This is a genomic window from Streptomyces sp. NPDC058751 (assembly GCF_042746485.1).
Lineage (GTDB): Bacteria > Actinomycetota > Actinomycetes > Streptomycetales > Streptomycetaceae > Streptomyces.
The window spans coordinates 141834-155157 of the sequence record NZ_JBHYPZ010000002.1 but is presented as its reverse complement, the minus strand read 5'-3'; the positions used below and the strand labels follow the sequence as shown (position 1 = coordinate 155157).

The following is a 13324-nucleotide window of genomic DNA, read 5'->3' as shown; positions in this document are numbered from 1 at the left end:
GGGCCCGTCGGGTGGCACGGCTCAGTGATCTCCCCGGAAGCGGCCGGTCCGGCGGCGGAGGGTCCATCGCGAGCGGCGTACGCGGGAGCGGGCCTCGGACCGGCGGTCCCGGGAACCCGCCGGGCTCCTGCCGCCCGGCTCGCGCTCCCGGTGGTCGTCGGGCGACAGGAGCGGTGCCTTGCGTTCCTTCTGGACCTGGATCTCGACGTGGGCCGCGTGCGAGGTCGCGCGGAACGCCTCCTCGTACGAGGCGAGCGCCGCGTTGACGGCTCCGCCGGCCAGGCCCCGGGCGCGCACGCGGGCGGCGAGCCATACGAGGAAGCCCAGGACCGCGGCGAGGCCGCCGAACATGACGCGAAGGGCACGAGCGCGTCCATGGGGTGAGGCTACCGGTCGGCTCCGGCCGCAGGACGGCCGCGTCCGCCCGGCGGGGGCCGACGGAGGGGGACGCCGTCCCGTCCGGCCCGCATTCCGGATTTCCTGCTCGAACCGGCCGGTCACCGGCCTCATCGAGTCGCCCGCTCGGACGAACGGCCGGATACTGGCTTCATGGGCCAGAAGACCGCGAAGGCACACGGGCCGTCCACGGTGACGGTCAAGGGGCGGGACTACCGGCTGCGCAACATCGGCTTCTTCGTGCTGGCGGGCCTGGCGATCTGGTTCATCGCGGCCAACACCAGCTCCGTGACCATCCGGCTCTGGATCCCGCAGGTGACCCTCCCCCTGTGGATCGTCCTGACCGTCACCCTCCTCGTCGGCATCCTCCTGGGACTGCTGATCGCCTACCGCCGGGCACGCCGGTAGCCCGGATTCCCCACCGCCCCGCCCCGTCGCGGGCTCATGCGCCGTGCCGTCGGCACCCCCCAGGGCGGAGATGACACGCCCGGCCATCAACTCCCCATCTGTCGAAGGTAGTTGAATATAGGGTCGGTCACGGGCCCCTCACCGCGAGGGGGCCGGCACAGGGGGGGGAGAACCGTGTCAGAGATTTCCCGGCGGACCGTACTGGGGGCCGCCGTCGGCACAGCCGCGACGACGACGCTCCTCACAGCGCCAGGGACGGCGCAAGCGGCCCCGTCCTCGGGCGCCACGAGTGACGACACCCCGCACACCACGACCCAGGAGACCGACACAGCCATGGCCGTCACCACCGAGGAGCAGAAGTACGAGGCCTTCGTCAGCAGCGACGAGGGCGAATGGGTCGCGCACGCCGTCTTCGACGCCCACTCCGACGCCGGTGACATGTGGGCCTACGTGGACGCCGCCCTGGCCCGTCTGCGGAACAAGTACCCGAACTCGGCCTTCACCGGGACGGTCCGGCGCTACGACCAGGTCATCACCGGGATCGCGCACCCGTAGGAGACCACGGTCCGCGGGGGCGGGCCCCGCCCCGAACGGCAAAGAACCCTGTCCCGCACGTGCGGGACAGGGTTCCTGCTCGCCGCCACGAAGCGATGGAGCCCGGCCACGATCCGTATCGCGATATAGCGTTAACCTTCTTCCGGCGCCGCTGCCCGCGTCGTGCAGAGACGTTCGAGGGGACGAGGACAGAAGCATGTCAGGAGAGATCGCACCCGCCGGGAAGTCCGTCGGCACCGGTTCGCCGCCCGGGCTGCGGGCCTCGCACGCGGACCGGGACCGGGTGGTGGACGTGCTGCGGATCGCGGCCGGGGACGGCCTGCTGACCGCGGACGAGCTGGACGAGCGCCTGGAAGTCGCCCTGTCGGCACGGACCCTGGGCGAACTGGCCGCGCTCACCGGCGACCTGCCACCCGTCGGCGCGGCCGGGGCGGAGGCCAAGGACACGGTCCGGATCGAACAGGTCCACAGCGGCGCGGTCGAGCGCGTGGGGCGCTGGGTCGTGCCGCGGAGGCTGGAACTCGCGGTGACGTTCTGCGAGGTGACGCTCGACTTCACCGAGGCCGTGATCACGCACGACACCCTGCGCGTCGACGTGGGCATGGTGGGGAAGACCCTGACGCTGGTCACGCGGCCCGGCGTCGTGGTCGACACCGACGGCCTGCGGCTGGTCCACTGCCGGATCGGACACCACCGGACTCCGGCGCGTCCGGACACGCCGGTCGTCCTGCGCGTCGAGCTGGTCGGCGAGAAGGTCCACGGCCGCGTGGTGGTGCGGCCCCCGCGCCGGACGTTCGGCCAGTGGCTCCTGCGCAGGCCGGCCGGTCCCTCCCCCGCGGAATACGGGTGACCCGCGAGGACGGCACCGCTTACCATCGGGCGCCGCGGTCCCTGTCCTCCGTCCCTGATCGGTCCCCCTCGTGAAGTCTGTCGTTCCCGGCGTGCTGCGTGACGAGCCGCAGTTCGCCCGCCTGTTCATCGGGCAGTCCCTGTCGGTACTGGGCGACCGCGTGTCGTTCGTCGCCGTGCCGTTCGCCGCGCTCTCGGTGGGCGGGTCCGCCTCCGACGTGGGGCTGCTGGCTGCCGCGGGACTCGTACCGACGCTGCTGTTCTCCCTGGTGGGCGGGGTGTGGGCGGACCGTTTCCCGCGGCACCGCATCATGCTGGTGTCGGACCTGGTGCGGTTCGCCGCGCAGGGGCTCGCCGCGGTCCTGCTGCTGACCGGCGTCGCCGAGGTCCGTCATCTCGTGCTGCTGATGGCCGTGTTCGGCACGGCCGACGCGTTCTTCATGCCGGCGGCCACGGGACTGACCCCCCTGCTCGTCGGCGCCGACCGGCTGCGTGAGGCCAACGCCCTGCGCGGGTTCGTCCAGTCGGCGGGGCTGGTGGCCGGTCCGGCCCTGGCCGGTCTCCTGGTGGCCTCGGCCGGCCCCGGCGGCGCCCTGGCGGTGGACGCGCTGACCTTCGCGGTCAGCGCCGCGTTCCTGGCCCGGCTGACACCCCGTGAGATGACGGCCGAGGCGGCCCGTCCCGCCCCGGGAGGAAGGTTCCTCGGGGAGCTGCGCGCCGGCTGGGCGCAGGTGCGCGGCCGTCCGTGGGTGTGGTCGGGCATGGCGGCGATATCCGTCTACCACGTCGTCGTGCTGCCGTCGGTGTTCGTGCTGGGGCCCGTCCTGGCCGAGGACCGGTGGGGCGGCGCGGCCGGCTGGGCGGTCGTGACGGCGGGCTTCGGCATCGGCTCCGTCGTGGGGGACGTGTGCGCCTACCGGATCGAGGTCGGGCGTCCGATGGCGCTCGCCGCCGCGGCGCTCGCTGTGGCCTCCTGCCAGGCGGTCGTCATCGGCCTCGGCACGTCCGTCGCCGTGACGGCCGTCCTCGAGGCAGTCACCGGCGTCGCCGTCTCGGTCTTCTTCGTCACCTGGGAGACCGCGCTGCAGACGCACATACCCGAGGCGGCCCTGTCCCGGGTGAGTTCCTACGACCATCTGCTGTCGTCGGGACTCATGCCGCTGGGCCTCGTGCTGGCCGGCCCGGTGTCCGACGCCCTCGGCCTGCGGCCCACGTTGTACGCGATGACGGCCGTCGGCGTCCCCGCGGCGCTCGCGCTCCTCTGCGTCCCGTCCGTGCGGCGTCTTCCCGCGCGCGCTCCGGACACGGCCCACGGCGGTGACGGCCTCCACACCGCCACCGGGGCCGGCGTTCCGTGAAGCGGGTGGGCTCCGACCGGGCGGCGACCTGACCCCGCGCATACGGCCGTACGCCCCCTGCCCCCTTCGGGATGAGGGCCGTTAGCCCATCCGCCTCCCGCGGCGACCCGGCCACCGCTTCCGCGACCTGCGCAAACGCCGGTCCCCGAACAGTCGTCGCATCCGCCCGGGTGACGCCCGTGCCCCCGCCTCCTGTTGCGGAGCTGACGGAGCGTCGGTTTTCTCGTCGGAGGAGATCACAGGAGCGCCGAGCGGACAGGTCGGCCACTGCTTTGTCGGAGGATTCCCTTGCGAAACACACATGTTGGCGTCGGTGTCGGACTGCTCCTGGGCGTCCTGGCCCTGCAGAGCCCGGCCGCCGTGGCCGCCGGTGACCCGGCGCTCCGCATCGACCCGGGCAGCGCGCTGCCGGGCTCCACGGTCACGGTCACGGTCACGGCCTGCGGCCCGGACGTGACGTACGGCAAGGGCGAGTCGGTGGTGGGCGGCAAGTTCCACCTCTTCGGGGGCGAGCGCGCGGGCGTGCTCACGGGCGAGTTCCAGATCCCGGCCGACGGAGCGTCAGGCACGGACACCGTCACCATCAAGTGCCCGCCGCGGATCAAGCTCACGGACACCTACGAGATCGCGCAGCCGCAGCCGAACGGCGCCGTCCGGGCCGGCTTCGGGGACGTCCAGGACACCAACACCCAGGTCGCCGCGGGCGGTGCGCTGATCACCGCGGCCGCGGCGGGCGCTCTGTACAGGATCCGCCGCCGCTCGTACGGCACCCGGGCCTGACCCTGCGCTCCGGCCTCCCCGGCCCCAGCCTCGTTCCGCGCGCCGCGGGAACGAGTTCCACCCGGCTCCCTCCAGGCAAGAGGCCCGACGTTGAAGGAATCCAGGGACGAGGCCGACGCGCCGGCACGTCCGTTCGTCCCACCGGTCGCGTATCTGGTCGTGGCCCTGGTGGCGGGCATCCTGCTGGTGCTCGGCACGACGGTCGACAGGCGGCCCCCGCAGCCGTCGGCCGACCAGGCGTTCTCCACCCCGTCGGCTGGCCTTGCCGCCCCGCCGGCACACCCCGCCGTCCCGCCGCTGCCCCGCTCCGTGCCCGTCCGGCTCCGTATCCCGGCGATCGGTGTGGACGCCTCCCTGGCACGGCTGGGCCTCGACGGGGCGGGGGCGCTCAAGCCCCCGCCCGAGGGCGACACCGGCCTCGCCGGCTGGTACGGCGGGGGCACGGCACCCGGTTCGCGGGGCACGGCCGTGACCACGGGACACGTGGACACGCGCGACGGACGTCGCGGTGTCTTCTACCGGCTCGGCGCCGTCACCAAGGGCGAGACGGTCGAGGTCGGCCGGGCGGACGGCCGTACCGCCGTCTTCACCGTCGACGCCGTGGAGGTCTACGACAAGGACGGCTTCCCCAGCGAGAAGGTCTACGGCGGCTCCGGGCGGCCCGAACTCCGTGTGATCACCTGCGGAGGCCGGGCCGGGAACGGCGGATACCGCGGCAACGTGGTGGTGTACGCGACCCTCACCGCCGTACGGGAGCCAGGGGGCCGCGCCGTGGAGCGGTAGCGCGCCGTCCGGCCGGTCCGGTCTTCGCCGCCACCGCGAGGCCGGCCGCGAGCACCGCGTCGGCCGTCGCCGGGTGCCGGGCCAGTGCCGCCTCCAGGGACCGGTGGTGCCAGATGTCGTCTCTGCCGGGAGCCGAAGCCGGTGCGGGCCAGGTAGCGGTCGAGCGGGGCGGGGGCCACGCGGTTGGCCCAGATCGTGGCGAGGGTGGTGGCGCCGACGTAGTACCGCTTGCGGCGCGGGTGATCGGCGGCGTGCGCGATGCCGCGGGCGGCCACCTCCGGCCGGTGGATCGGCGGGACCGGCCGGGGATGCCTGGGCAGGCGGGAGGAGACCCAGGAGAACTGCGGGGTGTCGACGGCGGGCAGCTGCGCGATGGTGACGTGGACGTTGCTGCCGCGGTGCCGCAGTTCGGTGCGCAGCGCGGGGGTGAACCCGTTGACGGCGTGCTTGGCACCGCAGTCGGCGCCGCGCCCGGCGGGTGGCGGGTGTCGTGGCAGACGGGCTCCTCGGCCGGGCGGGCGCGCGGAGCCGGTCGACGGGGCCGACCGGGGCGGCGGGGGCGCAGGTGCAGCCGAGGCCCGTGACAAGGCCGCGGTGGACCTCGGCCAGGACGAGGGTGGTGCTGTCCCAGGTCAGGGTGCCGTCGTCCTCGGGCGTGTCGGCGGGAACGGTGAACACCGCGGTGTCCACCCGTTCCACGACCGGGGTGTCGCTCACGTGCCGTCCTCGGCTCCGGGCCGGTCCTCCCGGTGCCGGCGGCCGGGCAGGAACTCCTGCACCTTGGCCTTGAAGCCCTGGCGGACCATGCCGGTGCGGTCGCTGTCTCCCTTGACGACGGACAGCGCCGCCGCCTCGATCTGGTCGAGGTCGGCGTGCGGCGGGACCGGCGGCACGGCGGGGTCGGTGACGAAGTCCAGCACGCAGGGCCGGTCCGCGGCGAGCGCGGTCTTCCAGGCGCCCTGGACGTCCTCCGGCCGCTCGATCCGGATGCCCTCCAGACCGAACAGACGGGCGGCATCCGCGTAGGGGACGTCGGGGATCGACTGGGAGGGCAGGAACTGCGGGGCTCCGGACATCGCGCGCATCTCCCAGGTGACCTGGTTGAGGTCGCGGTTGTTCAGCACCGCCACGACCAGGCGCGGATCGGCCCACTCGCGCCAGTACTTGGCGATCGTGATCAGCTCGGCCATGCCGTTCATCTGCATGGCCCCGTCGCCCACGAGCGCGATGGCCGGGCGGTCGCCGTGGGCGAACTTCGCGCCGATGACGTACGGCACTCCGGGGCCCATGGTGGCCAGGGTGCCGGACAGCGAGCCGCGCATGGCGCCGCGCAGCCTCAGGTGCCGGGCGTACCAGTTGGCGGCGGAGCCGGAGTCGGCGGCGAGGACGACGTCGTCCGGCAGCAGGTCGTTGAGCGTGTGCACGACGTACTCGGGGTTGACGGGGTCGGCGTCGACGGCGGCGCGCCGTTGCATGACCTCCCACCAGCGGGCCGTGTCCTTCTCGATCTTCTTGCGCCAGCCCTTGTCCCCGCCGCTCTTCAGCAGGGGCAGCAGCCTGGTCAGGGTCTCGCGGGCGTCGCCGACGAGGTTCACCTCGAAGGGGTAGCGCAGGCCGACCATGTGCGGGTCGATGTCGATCTGCACGGCGCGGGCCTGTCCGAACTCCGGCAGGAACTGGGTGTAGGGGAAGGAGGATCCGATGACGAGGAGGGTGTCGCAGCCGGTCATCATCTCGTACGAGGGCCGGGTGCCGAGCAGGCCGATGGAGCCGGTGACGTAGGGCAGTTCGTCGTCGAGGGCGTCCTTGCCGAGGAGGGCCTTGGCGACCCCGGCACGCAGCCGGTCGGCGACGGCCATGACCTCGGTCCGGGCACCGCGGGCACCCTGGCCGACCAGGATCGCGACCTTGTCGCCCGCGTTCAGGACCTCGGCGGCACGGGCGAGGTCGTCGTCACCCGGCACCGGCGCGTAGTGGGGCGTGCCGAGGCTGGAGGGGACCATCTTGAAGGCGTGCCCGGGCGGCGTGTAGTCGAGTTCCTGCACGTCGGCCGGGATGATGACCGCGGCCACGGAGCGGCGGGCCATGGCGGTGCGCAGGGCGCGGTCGAGCACGTTGGGCAGTTGTTCGGGGACGGTGACCATCTCGCAGAAGTCGGAGGCGACGTCCTTGTAGAGGCTCAGCAGGTCGACCTCCTGCTGGTAGGAGCCGCCCATGGCGCTGCGGTCGGTCTGCCCGACGATCGCGACGACGGGCACGTGGTCGAGCTTGGCGTCGTACAGGCCGTTGAGGAGGTGGATGGCGCCGGGCCCGGAGGTCGCGGCGCACACGCCGACCTTGCCGGAGAACTTGGCGTAGCCGACGGCCTGGAAAGCCGCCATCTCCTCGTGGCGGGCCTGGATGAAGCGGGGGTTGTCGTCGGCGCGGCCCCAGGCGGCGAGCAGTCCGTTGATGCCGTCGCCGGGGTAGGCGAAGACGTGCTCCACTCCCCAGTCGCGCAGACGCTCGAGAACGTGGTCGGAGACCTTCTTCGACATGATGGGGACCTTTCGGTTTTCCGGGGTCGGGGGTTCGGGCTCGCGGGCGGTCTCGTCGGGTGCCGGATCCTGGCGGGTTCCCGGTCCGGCCGCCTGCCCGGTCCCGGTGCGTGCCGGTCTCGGCCGGTGCCCGGTCCGGGCACGGGTCAGGGGCGGCGCCAACGCCCGTGCACGGCCCGTCCGGCCGTGGTCACGAGGCCGGCCGCGAGTACCGTGGCGCCCGCGGTGGCCGCCCACCGGGCCGCTCCGGAGGGCCGGCCGGGCCGTCGGTGACGTACGCGCCTCTGCTCCCGGCGTCGAACCTGACCTCGCCGTCCACGCCTTCACTCAGCACGGCCCGCAGCCCGGCCACGTCGAGCGCCGGGGTCTTCGGGGGACGCGGGGAACTCGTCACGGGCGAACCGCCTCCTGCTTCGGCCAGGATCTCGGACGGCCGGCCCGGGGACTGCCGACTGCGCGCCGGGTACCCGTCCGCGGGGGACGCAAAGGTGCGTTTTCGCGCCGCCGCCGTACGGGTCGGAGGGCTCTCGTCCGCGGACCCGCCCGCAGACTCGTCCACGGCCGGAAGGTCTGCGCGGGAAACGCTCCGGGTCGTCCGGAGTCGATGCTTGCCCTGACGCCCTCACGGAGCGAAGGTGGAGACAGGGTCGGACAGCGGCCGACGCCCAGGGAAGGACGGGCCGCATGTCACAGGAACACGTGGTCACCCCGAGGACCGGTCGCCGGGAGCTGAACGCGACACTCTCGGTACGACGGGTGACGGACGGCGCTGACGTGCTGTGCCTGTCCGGCATCCTCGACACCGAGGGCGCCACCGCGCTCGGCCACGAACTGACCGCGTACCTGCGGACGACGGGCTCCCACCGGCGCGTGATCCTCGATCTGACGGGGCTGCGGCTGCTGAGCGCGGCCGGCATCCACGTGCTGGACACCCACACGCGCCATCTGTCCGACACCCCGGTCCTGGTGGTCGCCGCCGCCCCGCACGTACGGGAGATCTTCACTCTCGCCCCCGCCCCCGGCCTGCGCGTCTGCCCGACCCTCGACGCGGCCCTGGCCGCCCTGCCCGAGACCGCTCCGCGCCGGCCCGCCGAGACGGCGGAGGGGCTGGAGGACCAGTCGGACGAACTCCTCGGCCTGCGCGCGAAGGCCCGGACCAGCGCCGTCATCGGAATGGCCCAGGGAGTCGTGCTCGAGCGCTACGCGCTGGCCGGCTTCCAGGCCGCCTTCGACCTGCTGCGCGAGACCTCCCAGCACCACAACGTGCCGCTGCGCGTCCTCGCCTCCGCCCTCGTGACCGCGCCGCGCCCCGCGGCACGCCCGTCCGGCTGGTTCCCGGGCCGCCTGCGCACTCCCCCGCCCTCACCCGAGCTGCTGGACGTCCCCGAGCAGGGGGCGTACGACCGGCGGCAGGTGCTGCGCACCCTGGTCTACGAGGTCGTGGCCGTCACCGACGCGGACGGCGCGGAAGTGCACCTGGTCGACCCCGCCCTGCGGGACTCCCTCGTCCTGGAGGCCCACTCGGGTCTCGACGCCGTTTACCGGGACCACGTCGCCGAGGTCAACGGGCCTCCGGCCGTGTGCGCGCGGGCCCGTCTGCTGCAACGGCCGGTGTTCGTCCCGGACGTCACGACCGACCCCGACCTCGCCGCGACCGTGGAGGGCCGGGCCGCGCTGGCCACGGGCAGCCGTGCCCTGTACGCGGTGCCCGTCCTCGCCGAGGACGGCACGTGCACCGGCGTCATCACCGTCCACCACTCCCGGCCGGGCCCGTGGCTGACGGACGTGCGGTTCACCGCACTGCGGACCCTGGCGGACGATCTGGCCCGCTGGAACTCCTGGTACCGGCGGACGGTCGTCCTGGACGCCCTGGAGCACCTCCACGCCCAGGGCTGAGGCCGCGGGCTCCTCGCCCGGGTCACGGGGCCGTCCCGGGGGTGTACGGCAGGTCGGCCAGTTCGAGGACGCTCGCGGCGACGGAGCCGGCACGGGCGATCAGGGTCAGTCCGGTCCGGCCGTTCTCCGCGCAGAGCGCGGTGGCGTCGTGGAGGACCCGTACGCCGGCGCCGGCCAGGTGGGTGACGGCCGACAGGTCGAGGGTGAGGTCGGTGGTGCCCCCGTGGGAGGCCGACATCAGAGCGGCCTTCAGCCGCGGCGCGGTCGTGATGTCGACGATGCCGCGGACGGCGAGACGGCCGATGACGTCGGGCTCCTCCTCGATCCGCAGTTCCCAGGGCCGGGTGGCCGCGGGGGCGGTACCGGTGGTGACGACGACGGGGCGGCGCAGCCGGTGGCTGATCCGCACCGTCGTTCCCTTGCCCGTCGAGGCGTCACCGCGGTCGACGGTGAAGGCACCGGTGAACAGTTCCACCATGGCCAGCCCGCGTCCCCTCAGAGGTTCCGGCCCGGAGTCGTCCGGCCAGTGGCCGTGGTCGGCGACCTCGACGACGACCGTCCCGTTCTCCGCCAGACGGGCACTGACCCGCACGCTCCTGTCGGCGTCCGGTACGTCCGTGTCCGGGTAGGCGTGGTCGACCGCGTTGGTGACCAGTTCCACGACGGCGTGCTGGACGGCGGTCTCGTCCTCGTCGCAGCAGCCCAGGCGCAGCAGCCACCGGCCCAGTTCGAACTGGACGGCGCGGACGCTGCCCACGACCGCGGGCAGGACCGTCTCGAAGGCGGGCGCGGGCGGGGTGCGGTGGGCGGCGAGCAGGGTCACGTCGTCGCCGTGCCCGCCCTCGCGCGGCAGGCGCCCGAGGGTCCGCTCCAGCGCCTGTTCCACGCCGTCCGGCGGACTCCCCCGCCGGACGGCACGGTCCGGGACCGCGCCGTCGGCCGGCGGTGCGGGCCCCGCGCGGCCTTCGGCCCAGGTGATCTCGGGACGCTCGGTCACGCCGTCGGTGTACAGGAGGACCACGCTGTCGTCCGGCATCCGGTCGTCCTGGTCCCGGTAGGAGGCACCGGTTCCCAACGGGCCCGCTCCACGGGCGAGGTGCCGTGTGGTCCCGTCGGGGGCGACCAGCAGCGGCGCCGGATGCCCCGCCGAGGCGTACAGCAGCCGGCCGTCGCCCGGGACGAGCACGGCGATGCAGCACGTGGCCGTGCGTGCCCCCGGCACCCGGGCCGCGAAGCGGTCCGCGGCGGCCAGCGCCGCGGCCGGACCCTCACCACTGTGGAGCCGTTCCAGCACGACGGTCCGCAGCTGGACCATCACGGCGGAGGCGGCCGCGTCACTGCCGACGACGTCCCCCACGACCAGGGCGATCCGGCCGCCCGGCAGATCCAGCGCGTCGAACCAGTCCCCGCCCGCCCTCTCGTCGGCCCCGGAGCGTATGTGACGGGCGGCCACGCTCACCGAGGGCAGCACCGGAACGTACTGGGGCGGCAGGGCCCGCCGCGGTCCGGCGATCGTCTCGCGCGCCTGCGCGCAGCGGTGTTCCGCCTCCTCGGCCCGGTCGTGCGCGGCCCGCCGTTCACGCATCCGGTCGGTCACGTCGGTGACGGACACGGACACGCCCCTGACCGTGCCGTCGGCGCCGAGACGCGGGACGGCGGTGCAGTCGTAGAAGCCCTCCACCACCCGGCCGCCGGTCTCCGTACGGACCGGCCCCTCGCGCAGGGACTCCGTCCGCCCGGTGGCCAGTACCCGGTCGTACAGTTCGCGCATCCGCGGACCCGCCAGTTCCGGAAAGACGGTGTGCAGGGTCGCGCCGACCGGGGCGGCCCGGCCGGCGCCCTCCCGGAAGGCGCCGTTGGCGGCCACGACCCGGTGCTCGGGTCCCTCCAGGCCGGCCATCATCTGGGGCATCTGGTCGAACACGGCGCGCACGACATGGGCGTCACCGGTCACGTCGGCCGTCTCGTCCTCGGTGTTCACCGTGCCACCCGCTTCGTCCGTGGTCCAGGATCGCGCTCCGCCCGGCGGAACGGCGCCGGCCCCGTCCACCGGCCGCCCAGGTGTCTCCCTCCCAGTTCCCACGATGTCCCTCCTCTCACGGCGCCCGGCCGGTGATTCGCCCGCACCGCCGCGGGAACCCGGTACGGGTTCTTCGGAAGGGAGGCGAGGACGGCTCGTGGAGTACGAGTTGCGCGCGGAGTACGCGGAAGGCGCCCCGCCGGGATCGGTCGGCGCGCGCGTCGCGCTCTGGCACATGACGGCGGCGGGCAGGGCCGTGACGCTCTGCGGGCGGCGGCTCGATCCGGCCGCCTGGACGCAGCCGCCGGAGGCGTGGGGCAGCGCCGCGGCCGATCCCTTCTGCCCCGAGTGCGGAGTGAAGTACCTGCGCATGGGCGTGGGCTGACACGGCTCCTCCACGGAGCCGACCACGCGGAGCCGGCCCGATCGCGGCCCGGCGACACGGCTTCAGCCGGCCGAACCGGGCCAGGGCCTGGACCGGGACCGGGACCAGGACCGGGACGAGTTCACCGGACTCCGGACTGCCGGGCGCTCGCGGGCCACGGGTCGGACCACAGGGACCATGCCTCCGGCCCTCCGCCGTACCACTTGACGACCTCCCACTCGGCCACGTCGACCTCGTCCATGTCCTCCCAGCCCGCCGCGTTCAGCAGTTCGGTCAGAACCCGCAGATCCCGGGCCGTTCCCACGAGCTTTCCGTCCACCCACACCTGACGCCCGTCGCGTTTCGTGGGCGGGTACACGATCACCGACCGCTCGCTCATGTCCGACCACCTCCTGGGCAGGGGGCGTGCGAGTGTCCCCCAGCCACGGCCTCAAACGTCCCGGACCCTGCCCACCACAGCGGGAGCCGACGGCGGCCGGTGGAGGGAAAAGCCGTGTCAACCGGCGGCCGGTGGGCACCCGGAGGCACACCGGACGGACCATCCAGGGGCCGTCACCGCGTCTGAGAGGTGGAGGACATGGGGCACGGTGGAAACGTCATCGCGGAACTGACGACCGATCACCGGGAGGTCGAGGAGATCTTCGGGCGCATCGACCGGTGCGCGCCCGGCGACAAGGACCGGAAGGTCTACGCGGACCAGGTGACGATGGAACTGGTGCGTCACTCGGTGGCCGAGGAGGCCTACCTGTACCCGGCCGTGCGCAAGCACGTGCCGAACGGTGACGCGCTGGCCGACCGGGAGATCGAGGACCACTCCAAGGCCGAGCGGCTCATGAAGGACCTGGAGGGGTACGGGGCGGACGATCCCGAGTTCGACCGGCTCCTCGGGACCCTGATGCTGGAGATCCGCGCCCACGTAGCCGACGAGGAACAGAACCTCTTCCCGATGCTGCGCGCCGCGTGCCCTCCGGAGGCTCTGGACGATCTCGGCGACAAGGTGCGCCAGGCCAAGAAGGTGGCGCCCACCCGCCCGCACCCGTCGGCCCCCGACACCCCGCCCGCCAACAAGCTCCTGGCACCGGGTGTGGGCATGGTCGACCGGCTGCGCGACGCCCTGAGCGGCCGGGGCAAGCTCGGCTGACGGCGGCTCCCGCCGGACCGGCGTCACGGACCCTCGTCACGGATCCTGGTGTCCCGGCCGCCCCCCCCGCGGGGGCGGGGGGGGCGCCGCCCTGCACCACCCCCCCCCCCACCGCCCCCCCCCCTCCCGCGCGGGGCACCCCGCGCCCGCGACCGGGGGGGGGGGGCCCGCCGGGGTCGCCGCGCCCGTCGCCCTGGTCGAGACCGAGTTCCAGCC

At 73.9% G+C, this 13324-nt stretch carries 13 protein-coding genes; 9 read left to right on the top strand and 4 right to left on the bottom strand.

The window, feature by feature from the left end; all coding sequences use genetic code 11:
- Positions 1-21 precede the first annotated feature (21 nt).
- Positions 22-351, bottom strand: a complete 330-nt coding sequence (locus tag ACFW6B_RS02875) for a hypothetical protein (protein ID WP_386591530.1) — start codon at positions 349-351, stop codon at positions 22-24.
- A 198-nt stretch (positions 352-549) separates the two neighbouring features.
- On the opposite strand from ACFW6B_RS02875, the gene ACFW6B_RS02870 reads away from it, so the two are divergent.
- The 6 genes from ACFW6B_RS02870 to ACFW6B_RS02845 all read left to right on the top strand — a co-directional run bounded on the left by ACFW6B_RS02870 (position 550) and on the right by ACFW6B_RS02845 (position 5129).
- Positions 550-804 (top strand): lipopolysaccharide assembly protein LapA domain-containing protein, encoded by a 255-nt coding sequence (locus tag ACFW6B_RS02870; protein ID WP_386591529.1) that lies wholly within the window; start codon positions 550-552, stop codon positions 802-804.
- A 174-nt stretch (positions 805-978) separates the two neighbouring features.
- Complete coding sequence (locus tag ACFW6B_RS02865; RefSeq protein WP_386591528.1) at positions 979-1359, top strand: hypothetical protein; 381 nt, start codon at positions 979-981, stop codon at positions 1357-1359.
- A gap of 196 nt (positions 1360-1555) precedes the next feature.
- Positions 1556-2209: a DUF1707 domain-containing protein gene (locus ACFW6B_RS02860; RefSeq protein ID WP_386591527.1), complete on the top strand. Its 654-nt coding sequence runs from the start codon at positions 1556-1558 to the stop codon at positions 2207-2209.
- A gap of 70 nt (positions 2210-2279) precedes the next feature.
- Complete coding sequence (locus ACFW6B_RS02855; RefSeq protein ID WP_386591525.1) at positions 2280-3566, top strand: MFS transporter; 1287 nt, start codon at positions 2280-2282, stop codon at positions 3564-3566.
- Positions 3567-3854: 288 nt separating this feature from the next.
- A complete protein-coding gene (locus tag ACFW6B_RS02850; protein ID WP_386591524.1) occupies positions 3855-4346 on the top strand; it encodes a sortase in 492 nt (163 codons plus the stop codon).
- Positions 4347-4499: 153 nt separating this feature from the next.
- Positions 4500-5129 (top strand): class F sortase, encoded by a 630-nt coding sequence (locus ACFW6B_RS02845; protein WP_386591715.1) that lies wholly within the window; start codon positions 4500-4502, stop codon positions 5127-5129.
- A 713-nt stretch (positions 5130-5842) separates the two neighbouring features.
- Here ACFW6B_RS02845 and ACFW6B_RS02840 read toward each other — a convergent pair.
- Positions 5843-7666 (bottom strand): thiamine pyrophosphate-requiring protein, encoded by a 1824-nt coding sequence (locus ACFW6B_RS02840; protein WP_386591523.1) that lies wholly within the window; start codon positions 7664-7666, stop codon positions 5843-5845.
- Between the two features lie 684 nt (positions 7667-8350).
- On the opposite strand from ACFW6B_RS02840, the gene ACFW6B_RS02835 reads away from it, so the two are divergent.
- Positions 8351-9562 carry a GAF domain-containing protein gene (locus ACFW6B_RS02835; protein WP_386591522.1) on the top strand — a complete coding sequence of 404 codons (1212 nt, stop codon included), beginning with the start codon at positions 8351-8353 and terminating at the stop codon, positions 9560-9562.
- A 22-nt stretch (positions 9563-9584) separates the two neighbouring features.
- Here the strand turns inward: ACFW6B_RS02835 and ACFW6B_RS02830 are convergent, their stop codons facing one another.
- Positions 9585-11543 carry a SpoIIE family protein phosphatase gene (locus ACFW6B_RS02830; protein ID WP_386591521.1) on the bottom strand — a complete coding sequence of 653 codons (1959 nt, stop codon included), beginning with the start codon at positions 11541-11543 and terminating at the stop codon, positions 9585-9587.
- 196 nt (positions 11544-11739) lie between these two features.
- Between ACFW6B_RS02830 and ACFW6B_RS02825 the strand changes: the two genes are divergently transcribed.
- Entirely contained in the window at positions 11740-11967 is a 228-nt protein-coding gene (locus ACFW6B_RS02825; protein ID WP_386591520.1) for a hypothetical protein, read from the top strand.
- A gap of 121 nt (positions 11968-12088) precedes the next feature.
- On the opposite strand, the gene ACFW6B_RS02820 is transcribed toward ACFW6B_RS02825, so the two are convergent.
- The gene (locus ACFW6B_RS02820) at positions 12089-12346 is read right to left on the bottom strand and encodes a hypothetical protein (RefSeq protein WP_386591518.1); all 258 of its coding nucleotides are present in this window, start codon (positions 12344-12346) and stop codon (positions 12089-12091) included.
- A 198-nt stretch (positions 12347-12544) separates the two neighbouring features.
- On the opposite strand from ACFW6B_RS02820, the gene ACFW6B_RS02815 reads away from it, so the two are divergent.
- The gene (locus tag ACFW6B_RS02815; RefSeq protein ID WP_386591517.1) at positions 12545-13108 is read left to right on the top strand and encodes a hemerythrin domain-containing protein; all 564 of its coding nucleotides are present in this window, start codon (positions 12545-12547) and stop codon (positions 13106-13108) included.
- Positions 13109-13324: the final 216 nt, after the last annotated feature.

Excerpts from the sequence above, each read along its gene's own strand:
- ACFW6B_RS02820 (WP_386591518.1), bottom strand. The coding sequence starts at position 12,346 with ATGAGCGAGCGGTCGGTGATCGTGTACCCGCCCACGAAACGCGACGGG.
- ACFW6B_RS02875 (WP_386591530.1), bottom strand. The coding sequence starts at position 351 with ATGTTCGGCGGCCTCGCCGCGGTCCTGGGCTTCCTCGTATGGCTCGCC.
- ACFW6B_RS02860 (WP_386591527.1), top strand. The coding sequence starts at position 1,556 with ATGTCAGGAGAGATCGCACCCGCCGGGAAGTCCGTCGGCACCGGTTCG.
- ACFW6B_RS02870 (WP_386591529.1), top strand. The coding sequence starts at position 550 with ATGGGCCAGAAGACCGCGAAGGCACACGGGCCGTCCACGGTGACGGTC.
- ACFW6B_RS02840 (WP_386591523.1), bottom strand. The coding sequence starts at position 7,666 with ATGTCGAAGAAGGTCTCCGACCACGTTCTCGAGCGTCTGCGCGACTGG.
- ACFW6B_RS02835 (WP_386591522.1), top strand. The coding sequence starts at position 8,351 with ATGTCACAGGAACACGTGGTCACCCCGAGGACCGGTCGCCGGGAGCTG.
- ACFW6B_RS02815 (WP_386591517.1), top strand. The coding sequence starts at position 12,545 with ATGGGGCACGGTGGAAACGTCATCGCGGAACTGACGACCGATCACCGG.